Below are 19,288 nucleotides of genomic sequence, written 5' to 3'. Positions count from 1 at the left end.
GGCTACAGCGGGCGGATTGGGCGGCCTCTGCTACATTTCCCTGGATCTATTCGCCTGTGGAGTTGCCCATGAGCCCGGACTTGGAACGCACGCCTGCCCAAACGAGCTTCCCGGACGTACTCGCTGAGGTTCGCGCCTTTCGTGCCCAGTATCCCGGCGTGCGCCATGTCGACCTTATCAGCCTCGACATCCCAGGCCATTTCTATGGCAAGCGCTACCCGATCGACATGCTTGAGAAGGTCGCCGCCGGCAGCCCGCTCAAACTGCCCCAGAACGCAGTGCTCCTTGGCACCCAGGGTGGCCTGTTCCAGATCGGCGACTACTGCTTCAACGACGGCGACCCTGACGCCCTGCGCCGGCTGGTGCCCGGCACGTTGAAGCCCGTCACATGGGAAGCGCACCCCTTGGGGCAGATGCTGATCAGCAGCGACGCAACGCCAGCTCCCATTGCGTTCGAACCCCGAGAGGTGCTGGCGAGGGTTCTGCAACGCCTGGCACGCCGCGGCATTCATCCAGTCGTGGCGTTCGAGCTGGAGTTCTACCTGTTCGACCGCGCGCTCACAGCGGGCCTGCCACAGTTTCCCCGCGATCCTCTGAGCGCCGATGAAGACGACCAGCCCAACTTGCACATCGAGCGCTTGAGCCGCTTCGCAGAGGTACTGCATGACATGGTTGCCACAGCCAATGTGCAAGGCGTGGATGCTAACGTCATCACCGCCGAGCTGGGGCCAGGCCAGTTCGAGATCAACTTCGGACACTGCAACGATGGGCTGCAAGCGGCAGACTGGGCGGCGTTGTTCAGCCGTAGCACGCGCGGTGTCGCACGCAAGCACGGCCACCGCGCCTCGTTCATGAGCAAACCTTACTTGCATGCGCCCGGCAGCGGCATGCATGTGCATGTCAGCCTGTATGACGAGGGGGGCAACAACCTGCTGGCCGCCGATGGCCAGCGTCCGCTGCGCCAGGCGGTAGCCGGATGCCTGTCTCTGCTGCCTCAGTGCATGCCGATCTTCGCCGCCAACCACAATGCCTTCCGCCGTTATGGCGCCATGGTCAACGCCGCCAGCCGGGCCAGCTGGGGATACGAAGACCGCGATGCCTGTATTCGCATTCCAGAATCCGATGCCCGCAACCTGCGCATCGAACATCGCCTGGCCGGCGCCGATGCCAACCCCTACCTGGTGCTGGCCGCCATCCTGTGCGGTCTGGAACAGGGCCTCGACGCCGCGCAGGACCCTATCGCACCGTTGAACGAAGACCGCTCCAGCGGCATCGACTTTCCCAAGGACATGCTAAGCGCAGTAACGGCCATGCAGCACGCGCCTGCGGTTATTGAAGGCTTGGGGGCCGAATTCGTCAGGGTGTATTGCGAGAACAAGCGCCAGGACCACTTGGCGTTTATGCAGGAGATCAGTGCTCGGGAGTACCGCTGGTTTTTGTGATCACTGCCAGGTGACGCTGGCGCGGGTTCCTCGATTGATACCCGCGTTGGCACTTGCGCGGTCGGGGTATTAACATGTCCGGCTTATCACGCGGCGTTTTGTCGCATACCGTCTCATTGCCTGCCAGATTCCCATGCCCTTCGAACTTACCGTAGAACCCTTGACCTTGCTCATCCTGGCAGGGGTCGCTTTCGTCGCCGGTTTCATCGATGCCATCGCTGGCGGCGGCGGCCTGCTGACCACCCCCGCCCTGCTGACAGCCGGCATGCCGCCTCACCTGGTACTGGGCACCAACAAGCTCAGCTCCACGTTCGGCTCGGCCACGGCCAGCCTCACCTACTACAGGCGCAAGCTCTTTCACCCGGCTCAGTGGCGTCGGGCCCTGTTTGGCACCTTGGCCGGGGCCCTGCTAGGGGCGGTCGTTGCGCACTACATGCCTGCCGAGTGGCTGAACAAGATGCTGCCGGTGATCGTGTTCGCCTGCGGCCTGTACCTGTTGTTCGGCGGCACGCCAAAGGCGCCACTGGACGCCGATGCCCCGATTCGCAAGAAGTGGCAGCTGCCGCAAGGCCTGACCTTGGGTTTCTATGACGGCGTGGCTGGGCCGGGTACAGGTGCTTTCTGGACGGTCAGCACCCTGCTGCTTTACCCCATCGACCTTGTCCGCGCCAGTGGCGTGGCCCGCAGCATGAACTTCGTCAGCAACATCGCAGCCCTGACGGTGTTCGTGATTTCCGGGCAGGTGGATTACATCGTCGGCCTGTGCATGGGCCTGTCGGTCATGGTCGGCGCCTTCTTTGGCGCCCGGACGGCGATCAGCGGCGGTAGCAAGTTCATCCGTCCCGTATTCATCACCGTGGTGCTGGCCCTGACCGTGCGCCTGGCCTGGCAGCACTGGTTTGGCCAGGCGTGATCAGCCAGGAACTGCACGCGTAAGGGACTGGGGTCTCGACCTGGAGCGAGCCTGATCGGTCACTGCCCGGGGAACGCAGGGTCGGCACGGCCCAATCGGCGGGCTACGTACAGGTCGATCAGGTAACGGGCAATCGACCGTCCAGCCGGCAGCGGCGGTAGATCGTGCACATTGAACCAGCGGGCATCCTCGATTTCATCCGGCTGCATGACGATGGCGCCCCCGGCGTATTCGGCATGAAAGCCCAGCATCATCGAGTGCGGGAAGGGCCAGCACTGGCTACCCACGTACTGGATGTTCTTGACCTCCAGCGCCACTTCTTCGCGCACTTCGCGCACCAGGCAGTCTTCGGCCGACTCGCCGGGTTCGGCGAAGCCCGCCAGGGTGCTGTACACGCCTGCCACGAAGCGCGGCGAGCGCGCCAGCAGGATCTCGTCGCCTCGTGTGATCAACACGATCATGCTGGGCGAGATGCGCGGGTAGCTGCGCAGGTCGCAGGCCCTGCAGTGCATGGCCCGCTCCCAGCGAATTTGCGTCATGGGCTGACCGCAACTGCCACAGAACCGGTGCTCGCGCGCCCAGGTGCCGATCTGCGCGGCGTAACCCAGGATCGTGTATGTCTCGGCATCCCCTTCGAGCATGAACGTGCGCAGGCCCCGCCAGCTGCAACCGGGTACCTGGCCGGCACTGGCCAGCTCAAGCAGAAATACCGGCTGGCCATCGAAGTGACCGATGCCGTGCTCGCACAGCACATCCAGCCCCTGGCCCTTGAGCCAGTCGCGCGGGAACAACGCGCCCTCTTCCCCGACCAGAAAGCCCTCCGGGCTGTGGGCCACGGCCAAGCCGGCGGGCGTTTGCGGGTCGAGTACTGCGGTCGTCCAGCGTGCTGACATAAGGGCATTCCTGTAAGGTGCGCCCGTCGACTCTGTCAGTCGGCGAACGACGGCTTGTGTTTGTTCATGTGCGCGGCCATGGCCAGGCGCATGTCTTCGGACTGCAACATCGCCGCATTCCAGGTGGCGATGTACTCGAGGCCGTCGTCGATGCGGTGATCGCGCATGTAGCTCAGCATGTGCTTGGTACCGGCCACGGCGATCGGTGATTTGGCTGCGATGTCCCGGGCAATGGCGAACACACCCTCGAGCAAGGCGGCTTGATCATCGTAGACCCGGTTCACCAGGCCGATGCGCAGCGCCTCCTCGGCCTCGACGGTACGTCCGGTGTAGGCCAGTTCTCGCATGATGCCGTCGTTGATGATGCGTGGCAAACGCTGCAATGTGCCGACGTCCGCGGCCATGCCCATGTCGATTTCCTTGATGGAGAACTGCGCGTCACCGCTGCAATAGCGCATGTCGCAGGCTGACAGCAGGTCGATGGCTCCGCCGATGCAGTAGCCCTGTACTGCCGCCAGCACTGGCTTGCGGCAGCGGTCGACGGCGTTGAACGAGGCTTGCAGGGCCAGGATGGTCTTGCGCAGCGTGCGGGCGTTGCGCGCAGGGTCCTTGCCCATCTGCCCGGCGACCGAAGCCAGCATGGCCAGGTCGATGCCGGCCGAAAAGTGCTTGCCAGCACCGCTGATGACCACGGCCCGGACCGCGTCGGTGTCGTCCACCCACTGGAAGATCTCGATGATTTCCTCCCAGAACGCGGCATTCATGGCGTTCAGTTTTTCCGGGCGATTGATCTGAACGTGGGCAATGTTTTCGTTCAGCTCTACCTTGAACGCGCTGTATTGGGTCACGGGCGACACTCCTGTGGGCTCTGGCAATGACAGCGATGGTAGCGCAGCCCGGTTGCCGTGCGTCTGCCAAAAGCGGGACTGCGGGAATAGGCGGACGGCCCAGGCCAAGCAACGCGCGTACAACTTTTGCCCAAGGCTGGCATCGAACCTGTGTAAGCACTCACTCTCAGGAGAAACACAATGGCGATACGCAAGGCATTGATGCTTTCCTGCATGGCCCTTGCCCTGGTTGGCTGCGCCGGCAACGATCACCCTGCCCCACCACGCACGCAGCAGGTCGACCTGCAACGCTATCAGGGCACCTGGTACGAGCTGGCACGGCTGCCGATGTTCTTCCAGCGCAACTGTGTGCAGTCCGAAGCTCACTATGCCCTGCGCACCGATGGCCGCATCGATGTGACCAACCGCTGCATGGAGAAGGACGGGCAGTGGAACGAAGCCAAGGGCATCGCCGAAGCTCAGCAGCCGGGCAGCACCGACAAGCTCTGGGTACGCTTCGACAACTGGTTCAGCCGCCTGGCGCCTGACCTGACCAAGGGCGAGTACTGGGTGCTCTACCATGACAAGGACTACCGCGTAGCGCTGGTCGGCCATCCTAACCGCGAGTACCTGTGGCTGCTGTCCCGCACCCCGGCCATTCCGGACAAGACCCGTGACCAGCTGCTGGACATCGCGCGCGAGCAAGGCTATGACACCAGCAAACTGGTCTGGCGCCAGGCTGACAGCACGGGCGTGGAGTAAGACTTTGATGGCGCATGACAAGGAGTAGACATGGACCTGCTGTTTCTGGGCACCAGCGCCGGTGCCCCGACCAAGGCCCGCAATGTCAGCGCGACGGCGCTGCTGGAGGCGACGGGCAAACGCTGGTACTTGATCGATTGCGGTGAGGGCACCCAGCATCGCCTGTTGCACACACCGCTGTCGACTCAGGACCTGGCCGGCATTTTCATCACTCACGTACACGGCGACCACTGCCTGGGTTTGCCCGGCTTGCTGGCCAGTGCGAGCATGAACGGGCGGCGCCAACCCTTGGATGTGGTGTTGCCCCGGGCCTTGCACGAGTGGTTGCGCATCAGTCTGGCGGTGACCGACAGTCATCTGTCCTTCGATCTGCGGCTGTTGCCCGTCGAAGATTTTAATGGCTGGCACAACGCGGCCGTCACGGTGAGCACCGTTACTTTGTCACACCGCGTGCCCAGCGTGGGCTACCTCTTCGAGGAGCGTTGCCCCGAGCCACGGCTGGACAGCGTGCGCCTCGATGCCGAAGGTGTTCCTCGTGGGCCATTGTGGGGGACGCTGGCAAAAGGCCTGGCGGTGAGTCACCAAGGCCGTGAACTGCAAGCGGCGGACTACCTGCGGCCTGGTCGAGCTGCCCGCCGCATCATTGTTTGCGGCGACAACGACACGCCCGAACTGTTGGCCGAGGCTGCGGCAGGTGCCGATGTGCTGGTGCACGAAGCGACCTTTACGCAACCTGCGGTTGAAAGATCCGGCGTGACCTATGGCCACAGTACTGCGGCGGCAGTGGCTCGCTTTGCCCAAGCGGCCGGGGTGCGTAACCTGGTGCTGACGCACTTCAGTGCGCGCTACCAGGCTGACAATCGGCGCAGCCCTTCGATCGATGACGTAAGGCAGGAGGCTGCCCTGCATTATGCTGGCAACCTCACGTTAGCCGTGGATCTTCAGCGGTATCATTTGGGGCGTGAGGGTGTGTTGTTGCCTGTCGATTGAGCGGACAGCGTGTATCTGGGTGGTATTGGTAGGGTATGAACAGCCTTGGATGTCCAGGGTGAGTCATAGATTGTGAGGTCCGCTGCGCGGTCCATCGCGGCATATGCAAGACAGTCGCTCCCACAATGGATCTGCGTAGTCCTCACATTTCAGCAAGTACCGCTAGCCGTGAGCAGCCTTGCTGGGGCGCCGGACCGGCCGCGATAGGCCGCGCAGCGGACCCGGCAATGTAAACTGCGAAGCTGAAACCATCGCACTGCCCACAGTTTCATCCCCGCAGCTCCCATCAACCAGACCACTGTAGCGCCCACAGCGTCCACGACAGCATGAACAGCCCCGAAACTAAGCCGCCAAACGCCCCTTGGCCACCGCCTCGGACGCCGCCAACATGGCGCGCAGCAACACGGCACACCCTGCCGCTAGATCTTCAGGCGTGGCGTTCTCGATTTCGTTGTGGCTGATGCCGTTTTCGCACGGCACGAAAATCATGCCAGCCGGCCCAAGTTCAGCCAGGAAGATCGCGTCGTGCCCTGCCCCGCTGACGATATCCATGTGCGGCAACCCCAGCGCCTGGGCTGACTCACGTACCGCACTCACGCAAACGTCGTCGAAATACAAGGCCGGGAAATCTGCGGTCGGCACCAGCTCATACGTCAGCCCATGCCGCTCGCAGGTCTGTTCAATCACACTGCGAACCTCGGCAATCATTCCCTCAAGCCGGTCTCCTTCGAGGTGACGCAGATCCAGGGTCATGCGCACTTCACCTGGAATCACGTTGCGCGAGCCAGGATAAGCTTGCAGGCAGCCCACCGTGCCGCAGGCGTGCGGCTGGTGACCTAAGGCGGCGCGGTTGACAGCCTCGACCACGGCAGCGGCGCCGACCAAGGCATCCTTGCGCAGGTGCATGGGCGTTGGGCCAGCATGGGCCTCCACCCCACGCAAGGTCAGGTCGAACCATTTCTGGCCCAGAGCGCCTAGCACCACGCCGATGGTCTTGGCCTGGTCTTCCAGGATCGGGCCTTGTTCGATGTGGGCCTCGAAATACGCGCCCACCGGATGGCCCGTCACCGCGCGGCTGCCGGCGTAGCCGATTTCATTTAGCGCCTCGCCCACGCTAATCCCCTGCGCATCGCGTTTAGCCAGCGTCTGCTCGAGACTGAACTTGCCGGCAAAGACGCCCGAGCCCATCATGCACGGTGCAAAGCGTGAGCCTTCCTCGTTGGTCCACACCACCACCTCCAGTGGGGCCTCAGTTTCCACGCCCAGGTCGTTGAGGGTGCGGATGACCTCCAACCCGGCCATGACCCCGTAGCAGCCATCGAACTTGCCACCGGTGGGCTGGGTGTCGATGTGACTGCCCGTCATTACCGGAGGCAGTGCGGCATCGCGCCCTGGCCGGCGGGCGAACAGATTGCCCACCCCGTCGACCGTCACCGTGCACCCTGCCGCTTCGCACCACTGCACGAATAGGTCGCGGGCCTGGCGATCCAGGTCGGTCAGGGCCAGTCGGCATACGCCACCCTTGGGCGTGGCGCCCAGGTGCGCCAGGTCCATGAGCGATTGCCACAGGCGTGCGCTATCGACATGACGGGCAGTCGATTGAAGAACGTCTTGAGCGCGGATCATAGGTCTCTCCTCAGGCTTTTCTTGTCGGATGTGTAAGCCACGGCGCGGGCCTGCCCGCACTGCGACGAGCAGGTATTCAAGGCAAAGGCTTGGCCATGCGCGTCGGGCTAGGGGCGGCCATGGCAGCGAAGACGTAGTACAAGCCAGCCCCGAGCAGCGAGCCGGTGAACCAGCCATAGTCGTAGAACCAACTGAAGTGACTGTTGCCAATGGCCAGCACCGTGAGCGCCACCGGCAGCGCAAAGGCCGCGAAGCCCGGCCAGTGCCACGCAGGATAGACGTCATCACGATACAGCCCGGCCAGATCCAGGTGCTGACGCCGTACCAGGAAGTAATCCACCACCATGATCCCTGCAATGGGACCGAGCAGGCTGGAATACCCCAGCAACCAGTTGGAATAGACGCTTTCAAGGCTGATGTCGGAAACGATCCAGCCCAGCTTCTTGAGAAGCTCGTGGCCCATCAGCGCCAGTCCGATGAAACCGGTCAGCCACACCGCCCGGCTGCGCCCGATCAGGCGCGGTGCAATGTTCTGGAAATCGTTGGTGGGCGAGACGATGTTGGCCGCCGTGTTGGTGGACAAGGTAGCGATCACGATCAGGGCCATGGCCAATGCTACCCAGAAGGGGCTCTGAATCTTGCCGATCAGCGTCACCGGGTCGGAAACGGTCTCGCCCACCAATGAGGCCGAGGCCGCCGTCAACACCACACCCAGCGAGGCAAACAGGAACATGGTCAGGGGCAAGCCGAATATCTGCCCCAGAATCTGGTCCTTCTGGCTGCGGGCATAACGACTGAAGTCCGGGATGTTCAGCGACAGGGTGGCCCAGAAGCCCACCATGGCAGTGAGCCCTGCGCAGAAATAACCCACCACGCTGGCCCCTTGAGGACGCTTCGGTGGCTGGGCCAACAGTTCGGTCATGGACATGTGCGGCAGCGCCCACACCAGCAGTCCGACACCCACCGATACCAGCAAAGGCGCTGACAAGGTTTCCAGCCACTTGATCGATTCTGCACCGCGCAGCACCACCCACAGGTTCAGGCACCAGAAGATCATGAAGCCGATCACCTCGCCGGTGCCGCCCAGGGCCTTCCAGCCCTCGAATACCGAGCCCAGGAACAGATGAATCGCCAGCCCGCCGAACAGCGTCTGGATCCCGAACCAGCCGCAGGCGACCACGGCCCGCACCAGGCACGGTACGTTGGAACCCAGAATGCCGAAGGATGCACGCAGCAGCACCGGGAATGGAATGCCGTACTTGGTGCCGGGAAAGGCATTGAGCGTCAGTGGAATCAGCACGATGAGGTTGGCCAGCAAGATGGCCAGCAACGCTTCACCCACGCTCAGACCGAAATACGCCGTGAGCACGCCGCCCAGGGTGTAGGTAGGCACGCAGATGGACATGCCCACCCACAGGGCGGTGATGTGCCACCTGTTCCAGGTGCGCTGATGCACCTTGGTGGGGGCGATGTCGGGGTTGTAGCGCGGGCTGTCGAGCACGTCGGGGCCTTCGCATAGCTCTACCAGGCCGTTGCGTTCAACCTCGTGCGATCTGCTCTGTTGCATGGGGCCTTCTCCAGAATGTTGTTGTAGTTGTTCGCTCATCGGGGCGAGTCGATGGCCGGAGTACACACGCAGAATGTGGGTAGAAATTTCGACCAAATTTCAATCTTGTCAAGTTAGTCAATCTCTTGCGAAACGCCTGTGCTAGAGCTATTCGTAATTTAATTTCTTTATTAATCAGTAAGTTAAAAACCACAAAATTCGTGGGATTTATTTCTTGCCGAATCCAGAATCTGCATCTAGCCTCGAATCTTGTCAGCGCTGACAGGATCTAGCTGCCCGCCTGACCTGCACAATTTCAAGAACCGGCACAGACCGGTCAGCCTGCGAGGAAAAACGGCATGTCTCTGTTGATCCGTGGCGCCACCGTGGTCACCCACGAAGAAAGCTTCAGCGCCGATGTCCTGTGTGCGAACGGCCTGATCCAGGCCATTGGCCAGGACATCGACCCACCCGTCGGTTGCAATGTGCTCGATGGCAGCGGCCAGTACCTGATGCCCGGCGGGATCGACCCGCATACCCACATGCAGTTGCCGTTCATGGGCACGGTAGCCAGCGAGGACTTTTTCAGCGGCACCGCCGCCGGGCTGGCAGGCGGAACCACCTCTATCATCGATTTCGTGATCCCCAATCCCCAGCAGTCGCTGATGGAGGCGTTTCACACTTGGCGCGGTTGGGCAGAAAAGAGCGCCAGCGATTACGGCTTTCACGTGGCCATCACGTGGTGGAGCGACCAAGTGGCCGAGGAGATGGGTGAGCTGGTCGCCCACCATGGGGTGAACAGTTTCAAGCACTTCATGGCCTACAAGAACGCCATCATGGCCGCTGACGACACCCTGGTCGCCAGCTTCGAGCGTTGCCTGCAACTGGGCGCCGTGCCCACGGTGCACGCCGAGAACGGCGAGCTGGTGGATCATCTGCAACGCAAGTTGCTGGCCCAGGGCATGACAGGGCCCGAGGCGCACCCGTTGTCACGTCCACCCCAGGTTGAAGGCGAAGCGGCCAGCCGCGCTATCCGTATTGCCGAAACCCTCGGTACGCCGTTGTACCTGGTGCATGTCTCCAGCCGCGAGGCGCTGGATGAGATCGCCTACGCTCGCGGCAAGGGGCAGCCGGTATACGGCGAGGTCTTGCCTGGCCATCTGCTGCTGGACGACAGCGTCTACCGCGACCCGGACTGGGCCACGGCAGCGGGCTATGTAATGAGCCCGCCGTTCCGACCGCGTGAACACCAGGAGGCGCTGTGGCGCGGCCTGCAGTCGGGCAATCTGCACACCACCGCCACCGACCACTGCTGTTTCTGCGCCGAGCAAAAGGCCATGGGACGCGACAATTTCAGCCGCATTCCCAATGGCACGGCCGGTATCGAGGACCGCATGGCGGTACTGTGGGATGCCGGTGTGAACACAGGTCGCCTCTCCATGCACGAATTCGTCGCCGTTACCTCTACCAACACGGCGAAGATCTTCAACCTCTTTCCACGCAAAGGCGCCATTCGTGTCGGGGCCGACGCCGACCTGGTGCTGTGGGACCCACAGGGCACGCGCACCCTCTCGGCCAAGACCCATCACCAGCAGGTGGACTTCAACATCTTCGAAGGCCGTACCGTGCGCGGCGTGCCCAGCCACACCATCAGCCAGGGCAAGGTGGTGTGGGCCGACGGTGACTTGCGCGCCGAAGTCGGTGCCGGACGGTATGTCGAACGCCCGGCCTACCCTTCGGTGTACGAACTGCTCGAGCGTCGGGCAGAACACCACCGGGCCACCCCCGTGCCCCGCTAGCCGCTGACACTGATCGACCGGCTTTCACTGCAACACCGACCCCTCAGGCCGACACCGTGCGCGGGGGCCGGCGTGCCGGTGATCGGGGCTGCCCGCGCCCCACTTTTCAAGCCCACGACAAGAAAGAGAGGCTACCACCGTGATAGACGCACTGAACCATTTGCCCCGCCCAAGGGCCGGCAGCGACCAGTTGGCCGAGCATTTCAGCGACCTGGTCCCACCCCTGACCGCGCGCCAGGCCGCCGTGGAGAGCGCGCGCTGCCTGTACTGCTACGATGCCCCGTGTATCAATGCCTGCCCCAGCGACATCGACATTCCGTCCTTCATCCGCCGCATCAGTGATGACAACCTGCAAGGCGCTGCTGAACGGATCCTGTCGGCCAACATCCTCGGTGGCAGTTGTGCCCGTGTCTGCCCCACCGAAATCCTCTGCGAACAGGCCTGCGTGCGCAACAACGCGCAGGAATGCGCGCCGGTGCTGATTGGCCAATTGCAACGCTATGCCTTGGATAACGCCCAGTTCAGCGAACACCCCTTCCAGCGCTCCCCGGCTACCGGCAAGCGCATCGCAGTGGTCGGCGCCGGCCCGGCGGGCTTGTCTTGTGCACATCGTCTGGCCATGCACGGGCACGATGTGGTCGTCTTCGAAGCCAGTGAGAAACCGGGTGGCCTGAACGAGTACGGTATCGCCCGCTATAAGTTGGTTGATGATTTCGCCCAACGTGAAGTGGCGTTTTTGCTGGGCATCGGGGGCATCGAGATCCGCTATGGCCGGCGCCTGGGCAGCGACCTGGGGCTCGGTGACCTGCGGGATCAGTACGATGCCGTCTTTCTCGGCCTTGGGCTCAGTGCCGTGCGGCAACTGGGCCTGCCCGATGAACAGGCACCTGGCGTGCTGGCTGCCACCGACTACATCCGCGAACTGCGCCAGGCCGATGACCTGAGTCGGTTGCCCTTGGCCGACCGTTGCCTGGTGATCGGCGCCGGAAACACGGCGATCGACATGGCCGTGCAGATGAGCCGACTGGGGGCGCGCGACGTCAACCTGGTGTATCGCCGTGGGGCGTCCGACATGGGCGCCACGGGCCACGAGCAAGCCATCGCCAAGGCCAACCAGGTGCGTCTGCATACCTGGGCGCGCCCCGACGCCGTACTGCTGAGCGACGATGGCAAGGTACGCGGCATGCGCTTCGCTCGCACCGCAATGGTAGACGGTCGCCTGGGCGACACTGGAGAAACCTTCGAACTGGCTGCCGACGCGATCTTCAAGGCCATCGGGCAGCGCTTCGAAGACCAAAGCGTGGCGGACCCGGTCGCCGCGCAGCTGGCGCGCGACGGCGAGCGCATTCGCGTCGATGCGTGCATGCAGACCAGCCTACCGGGCGTGTATGCCGGCGGTGACTGCACCGCCCTGGGCCAGGACCTCACCGTGCAGGCCGTACAACATGGCAAGGTAGCTGCCCAGGCCATCCATGCCCAACTCATGCTCAACGTGGAGGCCGCCTAAATGGCTGACTTGTCTATCGTCTTCGCCGGCATTCGCGCCCCCAATCCCTTCTGGCTGGCCTCGGCCCCGCCCACCGACAAGGCCTACAACGTGGTACGCGCCTTCGAAGCGGGTTGGGGTGGCGTGGTCTGGAAAACACTGGGGGAAGACCCAGCAGCGGTGAACGTGTCATCGCGATATTCGGCGCACTTCGGCGCCAATCGCCTGGTTCAGGGCATCAACAACATCGAGTTGATCACCGATCGATCACTGGAAATCAACCTGCGGGAGATCACTCAGGTCAAGAAGGACTGGCCGGACCGTGCACTGATCGTGTCGCTGATGGTGCCGTGCGAGGAGGCATCGTGGAAATTCATCCTGCCACTGGTAGAAGCCACAGGGGCCGATGGAATCGAACTGAACTTCGGCTGCCCCCACGGGATGCCCGAGCGGGGCATGGGGGCGGCGGTGGGCCAGGTGCCTGAGTATGTGGAGATGGTCACCCGCTGGTGCAAGACCCACTGCTCACTGCCGGTGATCGTAAAGCTCACCCCCAACATCACCGACATTCGCCAGTCGGCTCGAGCAGCGCATCGAGGCGGCGCTGATGCGGTATCGCTGATCAACACCATCAACTCCATCACCAGCGTGGACCTGGACCGCATGGTGGCCCACCCAATTGTCGGCGACCAAAGCACGCACGGCGGTTACTGCGGCTCCGCCGTCAAACCCATCGCCCTGAACATGGTTGCGGAGATCGCCCGCGACCCCGCCACCCAGGGCTTGCCGATCTGCGGGATTGGCGGTATCGGCAATTGGCGTGATGCTGCCGAGTTCGTGGCTCTGGGCAGCGGCGCGGTTCAAGTCTGCACCGCCGCCATGCTGCATGGCTTTCGCATCGTCGAGGACATGAAGGACGGCCTTGCACGTTGGATGGACCAGCATGGGCATGCCCGTCTTGAAGACTTCAGAGGCCAGGCGGTCGGTCACACCACTGACTGGAAGTACCTGGACATCAACTACCAGTCCATTGCGCACATCGATCAGCACGCTTGCATTGGTTGCGGCCGGTGTCATATCGCCTGCGAGGATACCTCCCACCAGGCCATCGCCAGTACGGTGAAGGCCGACGGTACCCATGCCTACAGCGTGATCGAAGAGGAATGCGTAGGCTGCAATCTATGCCAGATCACCTGTCCCGTTGAAGACTGCATCGAGATGGTGGCACAAGACACCGGCAAGCCGTACCTGAACTGGACGCAGGACCCGCGCAACCCGTATCGGGAGGTTGGCTGAGGGTAGAGAGTGTGGATGCAGGCGCGGTTTCGCCAGACGCCGGATCCGTCGCGGTGGGGCGCACATGGGCCCTGATGTTTATGATTCACGGCTCAAATCCTGGGGCCGCCCAGCGGCCCCAGGGTCTATACTCCCCGCATCATCGTGCGCCGGGACAGCTGCACGCCCTCTGCCGGTGGCAGTCAACAGCCGTCTGACGCCTCAAGGCTCTAACCCAATACCTCGCAGGATTACACGGGTGACCGTCTGCACAGCGTTTTCGAAGTCTCGGTCGGACAGCGGCTCGCCTTCGTTGAGCAAGGCCACCTGGTAACCGAAGTCGGCATAATGCTGGGTCGATGCCCATATCATGTACAGCAGCGCCGACGGCTGCACCGGCAGAATGCGCCCCTCCTCCACCCAGCGGCGGATCTTCGCCTCCTTTAGCCTGGCCCAGGGCACCAGGCTCTCATCCAGGTCCGCTTTGAGCACCGGCGCACCGTGCAGCATCTCCTCGGCCCAGATTTTCGAGCCCAGCGGCCGTGAACGGGAGTGTGCCATCTTCGCGCGGATATAACTGGTCAGCACGACGCGAGGGTCATCGAAGTGCTCGAAGCTCAACGCGTCTTGCTTCCAGACTTCGAGCAAGTCCTGCAGCACCGCTCGAAACAGGTCGTCCTTGGTCTTGAAGTAGTAGTGAAGATTCGAGCGCGGCAGCTGCGCCTGTTCGGCGATATCGCCCATGGAAGTGGCAGCGAAGCCCTTTTCGGCGAATACGCGCTCGGCAGCCTGCAGAATCTTTTCGACGTTGCGACGACGGATTTCAATCTTGTGGTTGGCCATCAGGCGTCGGCCGTCCACACGGCCAACTCGAACCCATCCGGATCGGTGAAATGAAAACGGCGACCGCCCGGAAACGCGAACACTGCCCTGCTGACGGTGCCGCCCGCTGCTTGCACCCGTCGCTGGGTGACCTGCAAGTCATCTGCATAGAGAATGACCAGAGGCCCTCCTGGCCGCACGGGCTCACCTGTAGTGAAACCACCCGTCAGCCGGCCGTCGCTGAACTCGGTGTAGGCTGGCCCGTAATCGGTGAACTTCCAGCCGAACACCGCTGCGTAGAATGCTTTGCTGCGCGCGATGTCGCTGACGTTGAACTCGATGTTGTCGATCTGACGATCCCTACCGCGAATACCCATGAACGCTCCGTGCTCTCGGAAATGTTCCGTAGTCTACTCCGCTTGCGTAGCGAAACCATGAGCCGGCGCAAGCGCCGGCTACCAGGCTTCAGGCGCTGGCGCGCACGCGCGCAGGGCATTGCGCACGGTGCAGGTTGAGCGCGGTATTGATGATGCCGATATGGCTGAACGCCTGCGGGAAGTTACCCAGCATGCGCTTGCCTACCGGATCGTACTGCTCGGCCAGCAGGCCCACATCGTTGCACAGCTCGGTCAGCCGTTGATACAGCGCGTGCGCTTCGGCCTGGCGTCCCAGCAGCACGTACACGTCGGCCAGCCAGAAGGAGCACACCAGGAATGTCCCCTCGCCTGCCGTCAGGCCATCGGTGCAGCTGTCGGTGTCGTAGCGCAGCAACAGGCCGTTGTGCAACAGGCGCTTTTCGATCTGGGCCAAGGTTCGCAGAAACCGCGGGTCGTGGGCCGGCAAGAAGCCGGTCAACGCGATGTGCAGCAGGCTGGCATCCATCTCGCAAGAGCCGTAGGCCTGCACGAAGTGCTGGCCCTGAGCATCGAGCCCCTGCTCGCACACTTCCCGGTGGATCTGATCAGCGACCTGCCGGTAGTGAAGGCCGCGTTCACGGTCCTCCTCGGTGGTTTCGGCAAGCCCCGCAGCGCGGTCGAACGCCACCCAGGCCATGACCTTGGAGTGTACGAAGTGCTGCCGACCACCGCGTACTTCCCAGATGCCTTCATCAGGCTCACGCCAGATGCTTTCCAGGTACGGCATGATCACCCGGCTGATCGCGGCACTGCGCGGATGCCTGGGCAGGCCACCACGGATTGCCTGGCTCATGGCGTCGGCCAGTTCACCATAGATATCCAGCTGTGTTTGCGCGGCGGCTGCGTTGCCCACCCGCACAGGCTGGGAGTGCTCGTAACCGGCCAGCCAGGGCAACGTGTACTCCTGAAGGTCACGCTCACCGGCCAGGCCGTACATGATCTGCATCTGCTCCGGGTTGCCCGCCACCGAACGCAGCAGCCATTCACGCCAGGCCTGGGCTTCTTCGAAGTACCCCAGGTTCATGAAGGCCAGCAAGGTCATGGTGGCATCGCGCAGCCAGCAGAAGCGGTAGTCCCAGTTACGCTCACCGCCCACGCGCTCGGGTAGCGAGGTCGTCACCGCCGCCACGATCCCGCCCGTGGGCGCATAGGTCATGGCCTTGAGCACCAGCAGCGAGCGGCGGACCAAGGCCGTGTACGGTCCCACGTCCGGGCACTTGGCTGCAAAGGCCTGCCACTGATCCACGGTGGCCTTGAGGCAGGCATCGACGTCCTGTTCGGCGGGAACCGCCAGGTGCGAAGGGTGATGACGCAAGCTGAACACATGCCGCTCGCCCTCGCCTACCCGCATACGCGCCACCGTGTGATGATCGCGAGCATGGGGGGCCACGGTCGAGGACAGGATCAAGCGGTCCGGGCCTGCTACCGCGCTGAGGGTCAGCGGGTCGAGCCGCTCTACCCAAGGGACGCTGCGCCCGTAGTCAAAGCGCATCACCAGGTCCATTTCGAACGTGGTCTGACCCGAAAGCCCTTCGACAATGCGCACGACCGCGTTCTCGTCACCCAAGGGCATGAAATCCAGCACCCGCGCCTTTCCCGAGGCCGTGACCCAGACGGTTTCAAGCACCAGCGTGTCGTCCAGGTAGCGCCGTGTGCGCTCTGTCACAGGGTCCGAGGGCGCCAGGCGCCAACGGCCATTTTCCTCGTTGCCCAGCAAGGCTGCGAATACCGCTGGCGCATCGAAACGCGGCAGGCACAGCCAGTCGAGCGAGCCGTCGCTGCTAACCAGGGCTGCACTGCGGCAGTTGCCCAGCAGGGCATAATCTTCAATATGGGCAGGCATCGATACTCCTGGAATTCAGTGCGTCAGTAGTGCCGGACCCGCTTTCGCGGACAGGCCCGGCACCACGCGATCGGATCGAAACGGTGCAACGTCAACCCAGCCGGTGCCACTCGCGCTTGTCCCGGGCCAGCAGCTCGTTGCCCGCCTCCGGGCCATCCTGGCCGGCCTCGTAGTCGTGCACTTCCCCGCCCTGGGCCCAGGCATCGAGAAACGGCTGGACGGCGCGCCAGCCGTTCTCGATGTTGTCGGCACGCTGAAACAACGTCTGGTCGCCTGTCAGGCAGTCGTAGATCAAGGTTTCGTAACCGGTGGCCGGGGTCATCTTGAAGAAGTCTTTGTAGGCGAAACCCAGCTCGACATTCTCCATCACCAGTTCCGGCCCTGGCCGCTTGGCCTGAAGGTCGAACCACATGCCTTCGTTGGGCTGGATCTGGATCTTCAGGTAATTGGGCTTGGGCCTTTGCAACGCGGACTCTCGGAACTGGGCATACGGCGCCGGCTTGAAGCAGATGGCGATTTCCGTATCGCGCACGCTCATGCGCTTACCGGTGCGCAGGTAAAAGGGCACACCGGCCCAGCGCCAGTTGTCGATCATGATCTTCATGGCCACGAACGTTTCGGTCTGGCTGTCAGGTTCCACCTTGCTTTCCTGGCGGTAACCCGGCACGTGCTTCCCGCCCACGGTGCCGGCTACATATTGGCCGCGAACCGAGTTCTTCAATGCCATCTTGGTCGACCACGGGCGGATCGCGCCGATCACCTTGGCTTTCTCCCCGCGAACCGCGTCGGCGGCAAACGCTGCAGGCGGCTCCATGGCCACCATCGCCAGCAGCTGGAACAGATGATTGGGCACCATGTCGCGCATTGCACCGGTGCTGTCATAGAACGCACCACGGGTTTCGACCCCTACGGTTTCAGCGGCGGTGATCTGCACATGGTCGATGTAATGATTGTTCCAGAACGACTCGAACAGCCCGTTGGAGAAACGGCTGACCAGGATGTTCTGGACGGTTTCCTTGCCCAGGAAATGGTCGATCCGGTAAATCTGACGCTCGCCCATCACGTTCAGCAGGCAGGCGTTGAGCGCCTCGGCGCTGGCAAGGTCGTGTCCGAACGGTTTCTCGATGACCACCCGGCGAAACCCGCCGCCCGATTCGTCCAGCAACCCGGCTTCCCCGAGGCGCTTGGCCACTTCGGGGAAGAACCGTGGGGAGGTCGCCAGGTAGAAAATGGCGTTGCCATGGCTGGTCTTGTCGATGCGCTGGGCGATCGCCTCATAAGTCGCCGCGTCGAGAAAGTCCCCGGTCTGATAGTCTAGGCGCTTGGCAAGGCTGGCCCAGAGCTTTTCGTCCAGGTTCGCTGGAGCACCCTCGCCACCTTTGTCGCGCTCGGCCATGAACGCATGCAAACGTTCAGCAAATTCCTCGGCGCTGACAGCATTGTGGTCGACACCCACGATGCGCAGGTCCCGATCGAGCAGGCCATCACGGCTGAGGTTGTAGAGCGCAGGCATCAGCAGTCGCTTGACCAGGTCGCCATTGGCGCCGAACAGGAACAAGGTGCAGGGTGGAGCAGCGGGCGTTGCCGGTTTTTTGCTCATTCAGGTTTCTTCTCAACGTGCCCACCGAACCCAAGGCGCATGGCCGAGAGAATCTTGTCGCCATACGTGCCTTGTTGCTGGCGCGAACGGAAACGCGCGAACAGCGCACTGGACAGCACCGGGACTGGCACTGCCTGCTCGACGGCCGCGTCGATGGTCCAGCGCCCTTCCCCGCTGTCCGACACCGAGCCGCTGAACTGGGCCAACTGAGGGTCGGCCACCAGCGCGTCGGCGGTCAGGTCCAGCAGCCAGGACGTGACCACGCTGCCACGACGCCACACTTCGGCGATCTCGGCCACGTTCAGGTCAAAGCGCTGGTCCTCGGGCAGCTCGTCACCGCCTTTGCTGCGCAGCAGGTCGAAGCCTTCGGCGTAAGCCTGCATCAAGCCGTATTCGATGCCGTTGTGCACCATCTTCACGTAGTGCCCGGCACCCGGCGGGCCGGCATGGATATAGCCATGCTCGGCACGCTGTGGTTCTCCGGTGCGTCCGTGGGTGCGCGGGATGTCCCCGACACCGGGTGCGAGTGCTGCAAACAGGGGCTCCAGACGTTCGAACACGTCCTTTTCCCCGCCGATCATCATGCAGTAACCGCGTTCCAGGCCCCATACCCCGCCTGAGGTACCGACATCCAGGTAGTGAAGCCCACGCTGGGCCAGTTCTGCGGCGCGGCGCATGTCGTCTTTGTAGAAAGTATTACCACCGTCGATGATCGAATCGCCAGGTTCCAGCAAGTCAGCCAGCTGGGCAATGGTCTGCTCGGTAGGCGCCCCGGCGGGAAGCATGACCCAGACGGCACGAGGCGCCTGGAGTTTCTCGACCAGTGCAGCCAGGTCAGCCGCCCCGACGCTGCCTTCGCCCTCCAGAGCAGTAACGGCTTGTGCGTTGCGGTCATGCACCACGGTGTGATGGCCAGCGAGCATAAGCCGCCTTGCGATGTTGCCGCCCATGCGGCCCAGCCCGACGATTCCCAATTGCATGAGCAGGTGCTCCCCTTCTGGAATGAGTGACGACGTTTCGCCTTTCAGGTTAGTCCAGTGGACGGCAT

16 protein-coding genes are annotated in these 19,288 nt (G+C 63.0%); 7 read left to right on the top strand and 9 right to left on the bottom strand.

Annotation, left to right across the window (positions count from 1 at the left end; genetic code table 11):
- Positions 1–68 precede the first annotated feature (68 nt).
- Both CRP40_RS03765 and CRP40_RS03760 read left to right on the top strand, forming a co-directional pair.
- Positions 69–1,442: a glutamine synthetase family protein gene (locus CRP40_RS03765; protein WP_033695163.1), complete on the top strand. Its 1,374-nt coding sequence runs from the start codon at positions 69–71 to the stop codon at positions 1,440–1,442.
- Positions 1,443–1,575: 133 nt separating this feature from the next.
- Positions 1,576–2,355, top strand: a complete 780-nt coding sequence (locus CRP40_RS03760) for a TSUP family transporter (protein ID WP_027916198.1) — start codon at positions 1,576–1,578, stop codon at positions 2,353–2,355.
- 59 nt (positions 2,356–2,414) lie between these two features.
- On the opposite strand, the gene nudC is transcribed toward CRP40_RS03760, so the two are convergent.
- Both nudC and CRP40_RS03750 read right to left on the bottom strand, forming a co-directional pair.
- The gene (gene nudC, locus CRP40_RS03755; RefSeq protein ID WP_027916199.1) at positions 2,415–3,248 is read right to left on the bottom strand and encodes an NAD(+) diphosphatase; all 834 of its coding nucleotides are present in this window, start codon (positions 3,246–3,248) and stop codon (positions 2,415–2,417) included.
- 35 nt (positions 3,249–3,283) lie between these two features.
- Positions 3,284–4,096 (bottom strand): crotonase/enoyl-CoA hydratase family protein, encoded by an 813-nt coding sequence (locus CRP40_RS03750; RefSeq protein WP_027916200.1) that lies wholly within the window; start codon positions 4,094–4,096, stop codon positions 3,284–3,286.
- Positions 4,097–4,276: 180 nt separating this feature from the next.
- Here CRP40_RS03750 and CRP40_RS03745 point away from each other — a divergent pair, with 180 nt between their 5' ends.
- Together CRP40_RS03745 and CRP40_RS03740 are read left to right on the top strand one after the other, a co-directional pair.
- A complete protein-coding gene (locus CRP40_RS03745; RefSeq protein ID WP_027916201.1) occupies positions 4,277–4,837 on the top strand; it encodes a lipocalin family protein in 561 nt (186 codons plus the stop codon).
- 30 nt (positions 4,838–4,867) lie between these two features.
- A complete protein-coding gene (locus tag CRP40_RS03740; RefSeq protein WP_027916202.1) occupies positions 4,868–5,827 on the top strand; it encodes an MBL fold metallo-hydrolase in 960 nt (319 codons plus the stop codon).
- Positions 5,828–6,169: 342 nt separating this feature from the next.
- On the opposite strand, the gene CRP40_RS03735 is transcribed toward CRP40_RS03740, so the two are convergent.
- Positions 6,170–7,453: a Zn-dependent hydrolase gene (locus CRP40_RS03735; RefSeq protein WP_027916203.1), complete on the bottom strand. Its 1,284-nt coding sequence runs from the start codon at positions 7,451–7,453 to the stop codon at positions 6,170–6,172.
- 76 nt (positions 7,454–7,529) lie between these two features.
- Positions 7,530–9,020 (bottom strand): NCS1 family nucleobase:cation symporter-1, encoded by a 1,491-nt coding sequence (locus CRP40_RS03730; RefSeq protein ID WP_027916204.1) that lies wholly within the window; start codon positions 9,018–9,020, stop codon positions 7,530–7,532.
- Between the two features lie 338 nt (positions 9,021–9,358).
- Between CRP40_RS03730 and hydA the strand changes: the two genes are divergently transcribed.
- The 3 genes from hydA (at position 9,359) to preA (ending at position 13,580) form a co-directional block, all read left to right on the top strand.
- Positions 9,359–10,798, top strand: coding sequence for a dihydropyrimidinase (hydA, locus tag CRP40_RS03720; protein WP_027916205.1), 1,440 nt, complete (start codon positions 9,359–9,361; stop codon positions 10,796–10,798).
- 139 nt (positions 10,799–10,937) lie between these two features.
- Complete coding sequence (locus tag CRP40_RS03715; RefSeq protein WP_027916206.1) at positions 10,938–12,305, top strand: NAD(P)-dependent oxidoreductase; 1,368 nt, start codon at positions 10,938–10,940, stop codon at positions 12,303–12,305.
- The gene (gene preA, locus CRP40_RS03710; protein WP_027916207.1) at positions 12,306–13,580 is read left to right on the top strand and encodes an NAD-dependent dihydropyrimidine dehydrogenase subunit PreA; all 1,275 of its coding nucleotides are present in this window, start codon (positions 12,306–12,308) and stop codon (positions 13,578–13,580) included.
- Positions 13,581–13,781: 201 nt separating this feature from the next.
- Here the strand turns inward: preA and CRP40_RS03705 are convergent, their stop codons facing one another.
- The 5 genes from CRP40_RS03705 to gnd form a co-directional block, all read right to left on the bottom strand.
- A complete protein-coding gene (locus CRP40_RS03705) occupies positions 13,782–14,402 on the bottom strand; it encodes a TetR/AcrR family transcriptional regulator (protein WP_027916208.1) in 621 nt (206 codons plus the stop codon).
- On the bottom strand, positions 14,402–14,758 hold the full coding sequence (locus CRP40_RS03700) for a VOC family protein (protein WP_027916209.1): 357 nt from the start codon (positions 14,756–14,758) through the stop codon (positions 14,402–14,404). The genes CRP40_RS03705 and CRP40_RS03700 overlap by 1 nt, the downstream gene beginning before the upstream one ends.
- Positions 14,759–14,846: 88 nt before the next feature.
- Positions 14,847–16,640 (bottom strand): glycoside hydrolase family 15 protein, encoded by a 1,794-nt coding sequence (locus tag CRP40_RS03695; protein WP_027916210.1) that lies wholly within the window; start codon positions 16,638–16,640, stop codon positions 14,847–14,849.
- Positions 16,641–16,731: 91 nt separating this feature from the next.
- The gene (gene zwf, locus CRP40_RS03690; protein ID WP_027916211.1) at positions 16,732–18,240 is read right to left on the bottom strand and encodes a glucose-6-phosphate dehydrogenase; all 1,509 of its coding nucleotides are present in this window, start codon (positions 18,238–18,240) and stop codon (positions 16,732–16,734) included.
- The gene (gene gnd, locus CRP40_RS03685) at positions 18,237–19,220 is read right to left on the bottom strand and encodes a phosphogluconate dehydrogenase (NAD(+)-dependent, decarboxylating) (RefSeq protein WP_027916212.1); all 984 of its coding nucleotides are present in this window, start codon (positions 19,218–19,220) and stop codon (positions 18,237–18,239) included. Before gnd ends, zwf begins: the two co-directional genes overlap by 4 nt.
- Positions 19,221–19,288 lie beyond the last annotated feature (68 nt).

This window comes from Pseudomonas sp. URMO17WK12:I9 (assembly GCF_900230165.1).
Classification (GTDB): Bacteria; Pseudomonadota; Gammaproteobacteria; order Pseudomonadales; family Pseudomonadaceae; genus Aquipseudomonas; species Aquipseudomonas fulva.
The sequence above is the reverse complement of the archived record's forward strand: the minus strand, read 5'-3'. Positions and strand labels throughout refer to the sequence as shown.

Coding starts and splice junctions, on each gene's coding strand:
- CRP40_RS03765 (WP_033695163.1), top strand. CDS start 69: ATGAGCCCGGACTTGGAACGCACGCCTGCCCAAACGAGCTTCCCGGAC.
- CRP40_RS03760 (WP_027916198.1), top strand. CDS start 1,576: ATGCCCTTCGAACTTACCGTAGAACCCTTGACCTTGCTCATCCTGGCA.
- nudC (WP_027916199.1), bottom strand. CDS start 3,248: ATGTCAGCACGCTGGACGACCGCAGTACTCGACCCGCAAACGCCCGCC.
- CRP40_RS03745 (WP_027916201.1), top strand. CDS start 4,277: ATGGCGATACGCAAGGCATTGATGCTTTCCTGCATGGCCCTTGCCCTG.
- CRP40_RS03740 (WP_027916202.1), top strand. CDS start 4,868: ATGGACCTGCTGTTTCTGGGCACCAGCGCCGGTGCCCCGACCAAGGCC.
- CRP40_RS03735 (WP_027916203.1), bottom strand. CDS start 7,453: ATGATCCGCGCTCAAGACGTTCTTCAATCGACTGCCCGTCATGTCGAT.
- CRP40_RS03730 (WP_027916204.1), bottom strand. CDS start 9,020: ATGCAACAGAGCAGATCGCACGAGGTTGAACGCAACGGCCTGGTAGAG.
- hydA (WP_027916205.1), top strand. CDS start 9,359: ATGTCTCTGTTGATCCGTGGCGCCACCGTGGTCACCCACGAAGAAAGC.
- preA (WP_027916207.1), top strand. CDS start 12,306: ATGGCTGACTTGTCTATCGTCTTCGCCGGCATTCGCGCCCCCAATCCC.
- CRP40_RS03705 (WP_027916208.1), bottom strand. CDS start 14,402: ATGGCCAACCACAAGATTGAAATCCGTCGTCGCAACGTCGAAAAGATT.
- CRP40_RS03700 (WP_027916209.1), bottom strand. CDS start 14,758: ATGGGTATTCGCGGTAGGGATCGTCAGATCGACAACATCGAGTTCAAC.
- CRP40_RS03695 (WP_027916210.1), bottom strand. CDS start 16,640: ATGCCTGCCCATATTGAAGATTATGCCCTGCTGGGCAACTGCCGCAGT.
- zwf (WP_027916211.1), bottom strand. CDS start 18,240: ATGAGCAAAAAACCGGCAACGCCCGCTGCTCCACCCTGCACCTTGTTC.
- gnd (WP_027916212.1), bottom strand. CDS start 19,220: ATGCAATTGGGAATCGTCGGGCTGGGCCGCATGGGCGGCAACATCGCA.